General features: G+C 50.4%; 11 protein-coding genes and 2 pseudogenes. 1 reads left to right on the top strand and 12 read right to left on the bottom strand.

The genetic code is table 11. From position 1 onward, the window contains the following. Window positions 1-74: 74 nt before the first annotated feature. The 6 genes and pseudogenes from ACODSK_RS10720 to ACODSK_RS10695 all read right to left on the bottom strand — a co-directional run bounded on the left by ACODSK_RS10720 (window position 75) and on the right by ACODSK_RS10695 (window position 6,174). Window positions 75-842: a thioesterase II family protein gene (locus ACODSK_RS10720; RefSeq protein ID WP_489015857.1), complete on the bottom strand. Its 768-nt coding sequence runs from the start codon at window positions 840-842 to the stop codon at window positions 75-77. A gap of 844 nt (window positions 843-1,686) precedes the next feature. Next, window positions 1,687-2,304, bottom strand: coding sequence for a LysE family translocator (locus tag ACODSK_RS10715; protein WP_489015856.1), 618 nt, complete (start codon window positions 2,302-2,304; stop codon window positions 1,687-1,689). A 259-nt stretch (window positions 2,305-2,563) separates the two neighbouring features. Then, window positions 2,564-2,713, bottom strand: a complete 150-nt coding sequence (locus tag ACODSK_RS10710) for a hypothetical protein (protein WP_158309469.1) — start codon at window positions 2,711-2,713, stop codon at window positions 2,564-2,566. Between the two features lie 19 nt (window positions 2,714-2,732). Continuing rightward, window positions 2,733-2,951, bottom strand: a pseudogene (locus tag ACODSK_RS10705) (aminotransferase class III-fold pyridoxal phosphate-dependent enzyme); the annotation flags it as partial. 269 nt (window positions 2,952-3,220) lie between these two features. Beyond that, on the bottom strand, window positions 3,221-4,765 hold the full coding sequence (locus ACODSK_RS10700) for a M81 family metallopeptidase (RefSeq protein ID WP_052308643.1): 1,545 nt from the start codon (window positions 4,763-4,765) through the stop codon (window positions 3,221-3,223). Window positions 4,766-4,875: 110 nt separating this feature from the next. Further along, window positions 4,876-6,174 (bottom strand): MFS transporter, encoded by a 1,299-nt coding sequence (locus ACODSK_RS10695; protein WP_012723264.1) that lies wholly within the window; start codon window positions 6,172-6,174, stop codon window positions 4,876-4,878. A 166-nt stretch (window positions 6,175-6,340) separates the two neighbouring features. On the opposite strand from ACODSK_RS10695, the gene ACODSK_RS10690 reads away from it, so the two are divergent. Further along, the gene (locus ACODSK_RS10690) at window positions 6,341-7,249 is read left to right on the top strand and encodes a LysR family transcriptional regulator (protein WP_043205098.1); all 909 of its coding nucleotides are present in this window, start codon (window positions 6,341-6,343) and stop codon (window positions 7,247-7,249) included. 61 nt (window positions 7,250-7,310) lie between these two features. Here ACODSK_RS10690 and ACODSK_RS10685 read toward each other — a convergent pair. The 6 genes and pseudogenes from ACODSK_RS10685 to thrC form a co-directional block, all read right to left on the bottom strand. Next, a pseudogene (locus ACODSK_RS10685) lies at window positions 7,311-7,463 on the bottom strand (IS3 family transposase); the annotation flags it as partial. 493 nt (window positions 7,464-7,956) lie between these two features. Further along, window positions 7,957-9,366: an amino acid permease gene (locus tag ACODSK_RS10680; RefSeq protein ID WP_012723262.1), complete on the bottom strand. Its 1,410-nt coding sequence runs from the start codon at window positions 9,364-9,366 to the stop codon at window positions 7,957-7,959. A gap of 239 nt (window positions 9,367-9,605) precedes the next feature. Next, window positions 9,606-11,018, bottom strand: coding sequence for an aldehyde dehydrogenase family protein (locus tag ACODSK_RS10675; RefSeq protein ID WP_489015855.1), 1,413 nt, complete (start codon window positions 11,016-11,018; stop codon window positions 9,606-9,608). Window positions 11,019-11,030: 12 nt separating this feature from the next. Further along, window positions 11,031-12,071, bottom strand: a complete 1,041-nt coding sequence (locus ACODSK_RS10670) for a homoserine dehydrogenase (protein ID WP_012723260.1) — start codon at window positions 12,069-12,071, stop codon at window positions 11,031-11,033. A 171-nt stretch (window positions 12,072-12,242) separates the two neighbouring features. Continuing rightward, entirely contained in the window at window positions 12,243-12,680 is a 438-nt protein-coding gene (locus ACODSK_RS10665; protein WP_012723259.1) for an Lrp/AsnC family transcriptional regulator, read from the bottom strand. A gap of 31 nt (window positions 12,681-12,711) precedes the next feature. Then, complete coding sequence (thrC, locus tag ACODSK_RS10660) at window positions 12,712-14,088, bottom strand: threonine synthase (protein WP_012723258.1); 1,377 nt, start codon at window positions 14,086-14,088, stop codon at window positions 12,712-12,714. Window positions 14,089-14,538 lie beyond the last annotated feature (450 nt).

Genomic DNA, 14,538 nt, shown 5'->3' with positions numbered 1-14,538 from the left:
TCGGGCTTGGCAAAAAAGGGGTCGGGTGACGAAAAGAAAACGCGCCCACCTGGGCAGGCGCGTGTGTCGCTGACTTAGCCGGCGGCCTTGGCGGGCTGGCGCGCGGCACGGTTGCGCCAGCGGGCCAGGTGTTCTTCGGCATAGCGACGGATCTGGCGGAGCAGTTGGGCCTGCTCGTCGATCAGGTAGAAGTGATGGCCTTCGAACATGTCGAGGGAGAAACCGGTGCGGGTGTCTTCCTGCCAGTCGAGCAGCTCCTCGACCTTGACCGTGTCGCGCTTGCCGCCGAACACGTGGATCGGCAGGTCGAGGGGCTGGCGCTGGCCGTGGACGAAGCTGCCGCAGAGGAGGAAGTCGGCACGCAGGATCGGCAGGATCAGTTCCAGCAGCTCCTGGTTGGCCAGCACGCCTTCGCTGGTGCCACCGAGTTCGCGCAGGCGGGCGATCAGTTCGGCGTCGGTCTTTTCGATGGCGTATTCGCTGACATCGCGATGGGCCGGGCCGGCGGTGGCGGAGGCGAACAGCGCCAGTGGCGCCGGCAGGCCACGTTCGCGCAGGACATGAGCCAGTTCGAAGGCCAGCAGGCCGCCGAGGCTATGGCCGAACAGGGCGTAGGGGCGGTCCAGCTCGACGGCGATTTCGTCGGCGAGCAGTTTGGCCAGGGCGGCCATATCGGTGTGCAGCGGTTCGTCCATGCGCATGCCGCGACCGGGCAGTTCCAGTGGGCGCACGCTCAGCCAGGACGGCAACTTGTGCTTCCACGGGCTGTAGCAGGTGGCGCTGGCGCCGGAATAAGGCAGGCAGAACAGGGTCAGGCCGGATGCGTCGCGTTCGATGCCCATTTTTCGTTTTCCTGTAGGTGCACGCCCCGGCCATGACAGCGGCCGGGCTTGTCTCCCAGAAGAACGGATGGCATGTAGAAATAATTAGTCGCATCTGCCGACAGGCATGACTGGAGGACCCTATCGCTGGCAAGCCAGCTCCCACAGGAATCGCGTAACCTGTGGGTGCTGGCTTGCCAGCGATTAGGCCTTCAAGGAAAAACAGAATTCCAGAAACGAAAAAAGCGACCCTAAGGTCGCTTTCTTCGTTTGCTTCGAGGAGTTCAAGGGCCTCGAGGCGGATATGGCGCAGCGGACGGGATCATGACTCATCCTCTAACTCATTGAACGCTCTAAATTTTTAAAAATTTTCGAATCAACGATGGACTTGATTGTGTACTTATAATGAGCGTCTGGCAATCTAAGAATTCTTTTTTGGGCAGGACGACTCAAACTCTCTCCCAGGGCAGTGGTAGTAGAGGACTTGCACCTCCAAGTTTAGAAGGGATCGAGCATGACGTGCGTGTTGTCGGTCTGCACCCAGGTGCTACCAAGACCGAACGTAAAATCTCTCAACCCCAAGCACGTGTGGCGAAAGAGCTTGGGGATGCTGGTCGTTTGGGAGGAGTACGTCGCCAAGTAGTCATAAGGTCGACTGGTTGAATCACAGGAGATTGCCAATACTGCGGTGGTTCTCTGCTCCCCTACCCGACCTCTTCCCACATCAATGCTTTACCGTGGATGGGAGTTCTACTGACGGAATGGTGTAACCAGTAGATCCAACCAAGCCCCAGACTCGGGTTGAATCGGCGCCAAGGGAACAGCACTCACCGATGCGCTGAACCACAGCGCTCGAGCCCTTCGCTCAACGGGTGATCTGGCGTACGCCAAGTCCGATAAGAAGCACACCACAAATGCGGTCGACAGTTCTCTTGGCGTTTTGGTAGGCCTTGGCAATGGCCGCATGCGACAGGACGAGCGCGACCAGTCCGTACCAGCACAGAGCCGTGGCGCCGACTGCCGCAAGCATCGCCAAAAAAGTAGCCGTCGATACATGCGCAGGTGCCGCTGAGGAAAATATAGCGGCGAAGAATGCTATAGATTTTGGGTTCATGGTATTCATGGCGGCACCTTGAAAAAAGGCAGCACGAAGGCCGGTTGATTTAGGCTTCATCTGTGGTTTAGCACCCGCGGTACGCGAAGCAATGATGAGCCTCAATCCAAACCATACCAGGTAGGCGCCGCCGGCGATCTTTACTGCCGCTGCGAGCCATGGGAAGAGCTTGAACACCATGCCGATGCCGAAAATCGCACAAGTGGCCCAAATCAGGTTGACCGCGACGATGCCCATTACGAATGCGATTGCATCAGTACGGCAGCCCGACACAGCCTTATGAACAACGGCAACGAAACTCGGGCCAGGAATCATCACACCTACTGCAGAAACCGTTAACACCGTTACGACAGCCGAAATATCAAACATCGCCATCTCCATCGAAGAAAGCTTCACCCAAGCCAGCTGGTATCTAAACATCCAAGTGTATCGCTGCCAATGATCGTGTCGACCTTCTGCGATTCAACCTCCCCCAGAAGCGATGCTAACACTCCCGGCTGCACGACAGCCATGCTGCCCCACGCGAGACAGCTCCTAGAAGCTGGACAGTCTGTTGATCTCATTGCAGCCCCCCCGAGGCGGGATCGTCACTTGGCAGCTTCTCATCTGCTGGAACAAAAAAGCTCGGTTACATGGCTTTCACCTTGGCCATCTCACCGTTCCACTCACCGGCGATCACTTCCGTACTGGCTTCCTTCTCGAACGGCGTGTAGACAGCCGTGATCTGAGCATCCTTACTCGCCCCGCCGTACGAGATAACGGTGACGCTTTGTGCCATCGCATTCCCCGCGATTAGCCGCAGCACAGGACACTGGGTTGTTACCGAAGGTATTGAGGTAGCGAGCGGTACGGCCGAACTCTTCGACGACATCAGAGCGCATGACCGCGGCGGCGATCGGCTGACCATTACCCATGGTCACGATATCGGGATCGACGCCGTTGCGCTGGAAGCCCCGAAGATGGGAGCCAGTGCGCCCGAAGCCGGATTGGACTTCGTCGGCGATGTACAGCAGGCCTCCACATCGCAGTCACCGTTATTCCTAAAGGCATCGTCCGGGAAATGATTCGTCGTGCACCAGAATTTGTGCCTAACCCTGAGAGGCTCTTACCAGCTTTATGCAACCGTCGATGATGAACTTCTGGTGCTGGGGTACGGAGGCATCAACGATGCCAGATTGCCCCGACGGTTCAGCGCCTGAGCCAGCTCTACGACTCGATAACAACAGGATAACCGCGAATGCCCCCTAGCCCTTCCAACTCACGAACACGTTGTTGGCATGGGCTCTCACTCAAGCGCACAAGTGAGGCGAGTTTTTAGGATACTAGGCACAAATTCAGGGCCGCATGGCTTCAGCCTCATTCCAGGCTTGAGATTTTTCCAAGGCAAGTCAGCGGGATCCGCCAACATTGGCCCAGGGGCCTTAGCCACTAATACCGCTCGTGCGATCCCTTGGAAGTCAGCCCGGAAATGCACTGAGCTTTTGTTGACCAAAATATCCATTGATTCTGGCTGCACACCCGCAATCCTGTAGAGGTTTCGCTCCAGCATCTGAGCTTTTGTAGAGCTCACTACGACAGTGATTTCGCCAATTCGCAGCGCCGCGACAGGGCCTAATTGAGCGATCATTCCATGCTTCATCGGGCCATCGTAGCGGCATGCGCCATCTGAGAGTGATACGACCTCAAACAATCCGGTCAAGGCATCATCACCTTGCACTCCGCTTTTCCCTCCGAATGACAACTCCAGCTTGGCCCCCACCCCTGCTTGGTGGGCTTGCATCGCAATATCCGGCTCGTACATCAGACCGATGGCTGCATTTTTTGCTCCTGCGCTTATCAGCGCACGCAACATCCCCGCTGTATTTGAATCAGCACCAGCCCCGGGATTGTCCTGAGTGTCAGCAATGACCACAGGCCCGTCCCCACCTCCAACGTCAAGAATACGCATAGCCTCCAGGACTGCTTCCTCGGGCTCCATAAACGGAACCTGCCAGTGAGCTTCATTCATGAGCATCTCGGCATACAATGCCTCCACAGCGCTCGATGCTTGCCTACCATACCCCCAGATAACGGGCCCACATTCACAGAAGTCCGCTGCAGGAAAACCTGCCGCGAAGGAGACTGAATGCACCTGTCCTGACTCATAGTGTGCCACCCGCTCGTACATAGATTTCGCCGGATCAAGCAGCGTGCACATACTATTGATCGGAATCAGGAAAGGAAGGCGGCACACGGTCAAATCGCACTCAGCCTTGGAAAAAAGCTTTTCCAAAAGGTCAGCGCATCGCTCACCAGTTTCGGCCATATCAACGTGTGGATAGGTTCTGAATGCAACAAGCGCATTTGCGGACTCAAGCATCTGTTCGGTGACGTTGGCATGGAGGTCTAGAGATGCAACGACCGGAATACAAGCGCCCACTACCTTGCGGATTCTGGCGAGAAGCTCCCCTTCCCCATCGTCGAAATGCTCAGTGACCATTGCGCCATGCAAATCTAGGTACACAGCATCAAATCCGCCGAGCGATACAGCCTCTAAGATTTCGTTTGCAATGCGCTCGAATGCATCCTCAGTGACATGAGCCGATGGGCTTGCTCCAGCCCACACTACGGGTATTACCGTCCAGCCTCGCTCCTCGGCGGACTTGATGAAACCTCCTGCAGGAATATTTACATCACGAAGCGCAAGAAACTCTTCACCGCGCGGTAACGCAGGGTGACCCTCTCCCCGCTCAAAATTCAGAAATGCAGCTTTAGAAGGCGCGAAGGTATTCGTCTCATGTTGAAACCCGGCCACTAAAACTTTCTTAGGCTCAGCTGCACTAGTAGTCATGTGACCTCCACAGATAAAATCTTTGAGCGGTATATACAATAAGGTGAAAGTAGCGATCGCATTGAGCGCCACCTTACTTACACCAAGAGTGGTGCGCTGCCACTAAGCAATCACTTGCTTAGGGATGGGAGCTTAATCAGAGAGAGCAAAAGTGCTCCAACAGCTAACAGTCCGACCATCACGTAAAGCCCAGCATGAAGGCTTCCAGTCACTGAAGTTGCCCACCCTATAATCGTCGGGCTGAAAAAGCCGCCCAACAAACCGATGGTATTAACCAGTGCGATTCCACCAGCCGCCACATCCCCTTTTAGGTATTTGGACGGGATAGACCAGAATACTGTGTATGCTGCGTACATCATCATCGTCGCAACAATCATGAAGAGTACTGACGCGACGATGCTGCTAGATAAATAGGTCGCCACACCCAAGCAAATTGCCGCTACTACGGCAGGCACTGCGCTATGCCATCGCCGCTCTTGATGCTTATCGGAGCTTTTACCGACCAAGAACATGCTCGCGATCGCGCCCAAGTAAGGAATGCTGGTCAGCAGACCGATGTGCATGGTATTAGAGACACCATTTTCTTTCAAAATACTTGGCAGCCAGAAGTTGACAGTGTAGATACCACAGATAAGACAGAAGTAGGCGCCTGCCATTACATAGATTCGTGGATCACCAAGTACGTGTTTAAATGAGTGATGCTTCGCCCCTGGCTGGCGAGTATGAGTTTCAAGCAAATCTTTCTCGCTTGGGGAAAGCCATTTGGCAGTATCGGGGCGATCAGCAAGTACATTCCAAACTACGAAGCCCAAGAATACGCAAGGAATACCTTCATAGAAGAACATCCACTGCCACCCGCTGAGGCCCATCATTCCATCGCAAGCAGTCATCAGCAAAGCAGACAAAGGCCCTCCGAGTACGCCTGAAATCGGGCCGGCCATGAGAACAAGTGCCAAGGCTCGTGCCATACGAGCCTCACCATACCAGTAGGTGAGATAGAAAATCATGCCAGGAGCAAAGCCTGCTTCGAAGACGCCAAGCAAAAAACGCAAGCAGTAGAACATTCCAATGCTGTTTACAAACATCATTGCCGCAGAGGTCAACCCCCACAGTATGAGTATTCGAGCAATTGTTTTTCTTGCGCCAACTCTGGGTAACAGTAAATTGCTAGGAATCTCAAACAGTACGTAACCGATAAAAAATATTCCCGCCCCCAGACCGTAAACAGCATCCGAGATGGATAGATCAACTTGCATTTGAAGCTTAGCAAAACTAATATTTTGTCTGTCTAGGCATGCAAAGAAGTAGCAAGCCATCAAAAGAGGGATGATTCGCCAGCTAACCTTACGGTAAAGCTGTTCAGAGGGTATATTGCCTACCGCTATTTTGGCATCGGAGAGAATTGTCATGAAGCTATTCCCGTATGTTCTCCAGCAATGATCGACTGCCGGAAAATACTAATTGTTGTTGTGCCCGATCGTGCTCGGGATGCTTCCATCATGTTTCCCAATGCCCTTACCAGCAAGAGCAACTGCGAGCCGAGACCGTTGCCCAGAAGGCAACACGAGGTTGAAAATGCGTGAGATCAATCAGCGACGTTTGCGTTATTTCTATGAAGTCCTGACACAGGGATCGATTCGTGGCGCAGCGGACAGCTTGAACACCGCAGCGTCCGTCATCACGCGGCAGATCAAGCTCCTGGAGAGTGAGGTCGGAGCAGCATTGTTCGAACGCGTGGCACGAGGTGTCGTTCCGACTGACGCGGCGCAGCACTTGCTGGAGTACTGGCAGGCCTGCCAAGGCGAGCAAGAGCAATTCGAGATGAAGATCCAAGCATTGCAGGGTCTCGAGCACGGCGGTGTGAGAATCGCTGCGAGTGAGGGTTACATCGAGAGCCTTATAGGCGATGTGGTGAGTGATTTTTCTACCGATTACCCACGCTTGGACGTGTGGGTCGATATTCTTCCCGTTAACAGCGTTGTGAGTGATGTAATCGATGGACGCGCTCATATCGGGCTTGCTTACAATCCTCCGGCTCATCCCGACATCGAATATTGTGCAACCGCGCCGCGACCGTTATCAGTCGTTGTACATCCTACACATGAATTGGCCAGCCTCAACCGCCCACTAAAGGCGAAAGACCTTGTCAATCACAGACTGGCTACAATGCCGTCTTCGTACGGCCTTCGGCAACTGGTTCAAATGTTGGAATATTCGGAAAATATAAAATTGAAAACAGGACTCACCACAAACTCTTTGGCGGTACTTAAACAGTTCGTGAAGAAAAGTAATGAGTTCACGTTATTAGGTAAGTTTTCCGTTCAAACAGAGATATCTAATGGCGAACTCATCGCAATACCTATCGAAAATCACCTACTACAGTCTACAAAGGCGCGCATGATGGTGCGTCATGGCCGTCCTCTTACCGCTGCAGCTAACGAATTGAAGAAACGCATGATCGAACGCATGCGGATCTTCGCCTAGTAATGCAGAATGAATCGCCCCGGACTCTCTAAACACCTTGCAAGCTCATTGTGTAAAGCTTTTAAAACTCTATCGGTGAAAGCTGATTGTTAAAATCATGGCGGCGTTTTACGTTGTAGAACATCTCAATGTAAACGAACATATCGCTACGAGCATCTTTTCGCGTGCTATAGATTTTTCGCTTGATCCGTTCCCGCTTAAGAAGCTGAAAAAAAAATGTTGGGTTCATGGAGCGCTTATGAAGAAAGGTCGCGCAGGCAACAGCACTTTCGGTTGGCCAGTTCACTTTGCCGGCGCCGCGCGGGTACTGGATTTCAACGCAGATATTTGATGATGCTGCGTGCGAATTTGCTACGGCCAGCTGCATGGGTAACTGAATGAATGCAGGTAGCAGCGCCGTGCTTTTCTGCACTTTCCTACGAATCCATTTGTGTACGAAGTTTGCGTTGAGGCTATGGCTGAGCGCGATGCTGGCAATTGAAGCTCCGGGCTCAACACACTCTTGAATGACCTGGGCTTTGAAGAACTTGGAGTAGAAACGGCGTTGTGGAATGCATGAAATACCCGCTTAAAAGGCTAGAACTGGTGTCCACTTAATTTTAAGTGCACACCATGTCCTGGCCTTGCGGGGCTGGGTAGATGACTTGGCCGGACGCATACATCAAAACGACAAACCAAGCTATTCAAAACAAGCAAACCTTAGGAACTTACCCATTAATCGCTTCAGAGCCGACACTTAAGCTAGCGGACTTGCGCCGATTTCGAGAGTAAAGACCCGCTAAAAGCAAGAACCAAATTGGCATTATAGATAGAGCCTGAGCCGTATCTGGTTCAAGCGCTAATAAGATTAGGATGAAGACGAAGAACAACAGGCACAACCAACTCATGACAATTCCGCAGGGCATCTTAAAATCAGAGCTTTTGTGCAACTCAGGATTACGCTTACGGTAGATGAGGTACGCAACTACGATCATAGACCATACAAAAATAAACAAGATCGCGGAAATTGTAGTAAGGATAGTGAATGCGGTCATCACTTCAGGGATGATGAACAATAAGCCTAAACCGATGAGCATACACAGGCAGGAAAAAATCAAACCGAAGACAGGCACTGAAGACTTGGAAAGCTTCTGGAATAACTTTGCACCTCGCCCGTTAGCTGACAGACTAAAGAGCATACGGCTTGTGGCGAAAACACCGCTATTTGCCGCTGACATAGCTGACGTGATCACAACCAGATTTATGATCCCAGCAGCTGCTGGAAGACCAGCAAGTATAAACAGCTGAACAAATGGACTTTTATCTGCGGCAATTTCCCCCCAGGACGAGACTGATATAATGCAAGTGAGAGAAAGCACATAGAAGAACAAGACTCGCGCGGGTACCGAGTTGATCGCACGAGGCAGGGTGACCTTCGGATTTTTTGTTTCTGCAGCAGTGGTTCCGATCAACTCAATACCAGCGAATGAAAATACTGCAATTTGAAAACCTGCAAAAAATCCAGTTATCCCATGAGGGAATACAGCACCTTCTTCTAACAAGTGAGAGAGCGATGCGGTAACACCGACGGGTGATACGAAAGATATACTGACCATGATAAAGCCGGTTACGATTAACGCACCGATTGCGACAACTTTAATCAGCGCAAACCAAAACTCCATTTCGCCAAAAAGTCGAACTGCAACCAAATTGATTGACAGTAGGACGGCTAATACACCGAGCGCTGGTATCCAGGTTGGGAGTTCAGGATACCAAAAGCGAAGGTAACCGCCGATAACGGTGCAGTCTGCAATAGCGACGACCACCCAGGTCAACCAATACGACCAACCAATAAAATAACCTGCCCATGGGCCAATGTAGTCGCTACAAAAATCAGTGAACGAGTTGTATTTTAGATTTGAGAGTAGCAACTCCCCCATAGCTCTCATCACAAAAAATAGAAAAAAACCGATAACCGTATACGTCAGTATGATCGAAGTCCCTGAAACACCAATAGTCTTTCCGGAACCCATAAACAGTCCTGTCCCGATAGCGCCGCCTATCGATATTAACTGTATATGACGGTTGCTCAGCCCACGTCGAAGTTCGTCGCCACCTTCAATTTCTACAGTTTTCATAGCTTCGCCTTACGATAGTTGTATTTGTTAGAATTCAGCTTGGCAGTCTTATGCTTTCTTGTGCCCAGACACATGAGTGCCGAGCACGACTCTAATCCGTGAGCTCCATGGCGCTTCAATATTTATAGCAATAACAACATCAAGAGAACCAACTGCTCCTTGGATCATAAAAAAAGCACTGGACGGGGTGACCAAACCATATCCAATGCTAAAGACCTAACCAGATTATATTTACCCGCTCAATTAAGCTTATTTATACAAATCACCTTTGGTTGCGTCATATCTTCATATGCGAAGCGGACACCCTCTCGCCCTAAGCTTCCATATTTGAAACCACCAAAAGGCATTGCATCAAATCGATAGTCGGATGAGTCGTTAATCATGATTCCACCCGCCTCAATTCGGCGAGCAGCGGACAAGGCTTTGTTCAGGTCGTTGGTGAAAATTCCTGCATGCAAACTGTAGTCTGGCTCATTTGCAAATGCGATGGCTTCATCTAAACCTGTAACAGGCTCCAAAACTACTACCGGAGCAAAAACTTCGTTACACCACAGTAGCGAATTGTGACTTACATTTTCAAGCACTGTAGCAGCGTAACAGGCACCTTCCCGAAGATGTCCACACAACAGTTTTGCACCCTGCTGTAAAGCTTCACCTACTACTTTTTCTGCGTTCATCGCGGCTTGAGCACTGATCATTGGGCCAACATCTGTACTCTCCAACGCTGGGTTGCCAACTACCAGTTTCGAAGATAACGCAACGAAACGTTCGCGAAACTCTTCATAAATGGTCTCCTGGATCAGCAACCTCTGTGCGCCAATGCAGTTTTGTCCAGCAGCCCAGAAGGCACCCGAGACGCATGATTCGACTGCTGCCTCAAGATCGCAATCCTCCAATACGATCACTGGCGCGTTACCGCCCAGATCCATTGCTAGTTTCTTCAAACCGGCACCACGCGCAATGTGCTCGCCTGTTACGAAACCGCCAGTAAAAGAGATCATCCGAACCTCACGGGAGGCAACCAGTGCTTTCCCCAGTTCAGCGCCACCTGTTGCTACTGTGACCACCGATTGTGGCAGCCCGGCCTCAAACAAGTAATCCACCAACTTGATCGCAGATAATGGGGCAAGCTCAGACGGTTTTAGAATCACGGCATTCCCACCCGCGATTGCGGGGCCCAGCTTATGTGCGACCAGGTTCAGCGGATCGTTGTAGGGTGTAATTGCGACAATCAATCCCAACGGTTCCCTGGAAAACCAGCCTTGACGGGATTCGGAACCTTCGTATGCGTCAAAAGGCAGCACCTCACCAGCGTTGCGCCTAGCCTCGTCAGCAGAGAGCCTGAGAGTGTTGACGCATCTTTTGACTTCTTTTTCTGCCTGTTTAACTGTCTTGCCAGCTTCTTGAGTAATCAACTTGGCAAACGATTTTGCATCTCGCTCAATATTTTTCGCAGCCAGCTCAAGTATTTGCGAACGACGATAACGAGGCAGGGCTGCACAGATCTGCACGCCGATTCTGGCCTGTTCAAGAAGCATTTTTACGTCTGCTGCGTGAAACTCTTTTACTGCACCGATAATGCTTCCATCAAAAGGATTGAATACTTCAATTTGGTCACAGACATTTGCAATAGCAAGGTTTGAATTAGCCATCTCTAGTCCTTCCTATTTCTTGTAAGCTGTATGAATGTTGATGATATCGGAAAGGAGTGCAAACGCTGTTTCGATTCTTCCTGCGCCTGGCCCCGAGACAGTGACTGCACCCAAGAGCTCGGTATTGAACGAAATTGCGTTAGTGGCACCAGAAATTCCAGCTAGTGGATGTTCGCTGCTCAAAAGCTTCGGCTCAACGGTGCCAGAAACCGAGCCATCAGCGTTGCGTTTAGCAGAGCCAATAAGTTTCCAGTGCGAATTATTTTGACGTGCGTCATCAATATCGTTGGCAGTCAGACCGGAGATTCCGACGCAGCTAACGTCACTAATACTTAGTTTTGCACCAAGCAGTTCGTTCGCGAGAATTACCACCTTCAAACGAACATCGTAGCCTTCAACATCTGCCGTAGGATCCGCTTCGGCATATCCCAGTTTTTGGGCTTCAGCTACAGCTTCAGAAAATGCTAGCCCACTTTCCATACGCGTCAGAACGTAATTAGAGGTGCCGTTGAGAATGCCTTCGAAGCCTACGATTTCACTTCCAGCCAACGACTGCTTAGCGAGCCGAATGACAGGAGTACCGCTCATTACTGATCCTTCATACTCAAAGGCCATATTATTCTTAAGCGATAGCTCTTTGATTGTGGCAGCATGAATGGCGATTGGCCCTTTGTTAGTGGTTACGACATGTTTGCCACCCTCCAGTGCCCAGCGACAGAAGGTGGTCGCAGGCTCACCATCGATAGGGTTGGTAAAAGTCGCTTCCGCAATGATGTCTGCACCCGAATTTTTGATGACCGTTTCGTTAAACGCTTCGACGGTACCACCTGGGATTTGCGCTAGTGCTCCTTTAGTTGCTGGCAAGCTCACCAGCGCACCAGCGTCCAACCCGTCGCGATTGATTACAGAGCCGAGGAAAAGGTCAGTGACACCGACAATTTTCAGGGTAAAACCCAGACTCTCTTTCCAAGACGTATTGCGCTCTGAAATGAGTTGAGCCAAAGCCCGGTTAACACCACCAAAACCTACCAGTGCTATTTTGTATTCCGTCATTTCTTGTTATCTCCGATCCGTTAGGTTAGCTATGGCCCCTAGCTTAGGACGGAGGTGCTGGCAGTAAAATATGCCGAAAAGCATTATTTTTTGAGCGTTTTGACTGTTCCGTCGCCAAAATGGCCAGCCGCAAAGAGCCAGATCCATCGGCTCTTTAGGGTATTCACATCCTTAGATAACGTTCAGCAGAACGAAAGAAGTTATTGTGTTTTCCACGCCTGGCATCGCAGAAATTTCGTTCCAAACTTTGTGTACGCGCTCTGGGCTGGAAGCACCGACACGTACCATCAAGTCATACTCACCACTCATGACTTCACACTGAAGGACTTCCGGCATTTTTCTCAATGCTTCCAGTACTTCTGTCCCACGCATGCGGTCATAGCGATAGACAAACATGACAGCGTTTATGAGTGAAGATGGTGTCTGCCCCTCCGGTCTACGTAAGGTATATCCTTGTATCGCGCCGTCGCGCTCCAGCCTTTCAATGCGTTGGCGTACAGCATTTCTCGATAGGTTAACTTTTATAGCAAGCTCTGCATGGGTAGCCCTGCCGTTCAGAGTCAGCTCTGCGATTATGCGTTCATCGAGTGAGTCAAGAACTCGTTTCACTTATTCACCCGCTTATCTACTTTGTTATTTTTCAGATGCTGCTGAGCACTTGATTTATAGTGCCAACGTCGTCTGGGTTTATTCGATACAATCTTAGTGAGCAGCTACTCTGTACAGGCGTTACCTTCGGTATAGGTACGATGCCAAGCTTAGCAAGTAGTATAGCCGACTTTATTGGTGAAACCTCCCCGAGAGTGACCATCGGAGCCACCATGCTGCGTCTATAGAGTCTAGCGGCGAGCACCCCCGTCGCCGTGTGCGGGTCAATTATATAGCCAGTATCGTGATGCATGCTCTTTATCTCCGCTAAGGTTTCTTCATCGCTTACGGAGTAAGAGTCAATAATCATTCGTGCTTGCAGCCATAGCTTATTGTCTATGACCATTTCTCCGTTTTCCTCAAACTCCTCCATCAGCTTACTCACAGCAACGGAATCCTTACCATAGAGCTCCCATAGTAATCGTTCCAGATTTGAAAAAACCGAAAGATCCATTGCAGGAGATAAACTCCTATCAGACTTGATTCTGGAATAATGATTTTTCAAAAACAATTGATGCAAAGCATCATTACGATTGGTAGCAACAATCATTTGAGTGATCGGCAACCCCATTTTCTGCGCAATGTACCCTGCATAAACTTCAGAAAAGCTTGATGCCGGAACACTGAACCCAATAGTTCTTTGCCCCCCACTGAGTTGAAGTGTGGCATAGAAGTAGAAAACCAACTGCGCCATGACATTAACCCAATTACTCGAATTAAAGCTAACTGCCGTGTAATTTGACTGCCAATTTCTAAACAGTTTCGAGACAATCATTTGACAGTCATCAAAGCTCCCATTTACTGCGAAGCGATAAAGGTTAGGATGGTCTGACGCATGCAATCGCATAATCTGCTCATCTGGAGAACCCGATTCTGGAAAAAATGCAACAACAACCGAACTTTGGCTATTCTTAAAAGCTTCAATGGCGGCAAGTCCAGTGTCTCCATTCGTCGCCCCTACAATCAGTGCCCGGCGCTTCCGTTTTGCAAGGAAGTACTCCACAAAACGGACTTGCAACTGGGCTGAAAAATCTTTCGAAGAGCGAGTCGGCCCGTGAAACAACTCAAGTACCCATTCATTCCTATCGACCTGTTGTAAGGGCGCAATAGTGCGATGATCGAATTCACTATAAGCATCTTTAAGAAGCTGCTTTAGATCCTCTTCTGGGATCGTCTGACCAACGAATGGCTTTATAACTCGAAAAGCCAGTTCGTCATAGGTGAGCATCGACCAATTCGCTATCTCCTGAGCACTAAACTCCGGTGGAGCACTTGGCATATACAATCCACCATCCTCAGCGACTCCAGATAGTACAACCGTTTCAAAGTCAGCCTTGGTAGCAGAATTGCGGCTACTTACGTATTGCATTATTAACTCCACCTACTGTTTTTGAATGCTAACCTATCTGATTTTGGGCTTATCTTGAGGGAGCATTTCGTCCGCTTCGATCGCCTTAGCCGACCCGCTGCTAGTAGCTTACCCCAACGTTCCAAAGACTCACTACGATGCAGGGAAGATGCTGGACAGAAGCGATTCCTCCGCACTGTACCCTTTGGAACCTGGCGCTTGAATGCTAGATTAGGACGTGTCTCAAACTTAACAAATATAGCGCTTCGCTTTATTTTATGGTCGATCTGACCAATTTTGATCGATTTGACATAAAAACTTCAAATACTAGTGCAAATTGTAATTATCGGATTAGCTGTCTGATCCAATATATCTCATTTATTAGCACCAGCTCGTAAGCTTAGCCAGCTGGTCATGCTGGCAGCCATGTAATGAAAAAAATCCCTTGAACAGACTGTGTGAAAACGCACT

It is taken from the genome of Pseudomonas sp. FG98, from assembly GCF_057808595.1.
The sequence above is the reverse complement of the archived record's forward strand: the minus strand, read 5'-3'. Positions and strand labels throughout refer to the sequence as shown.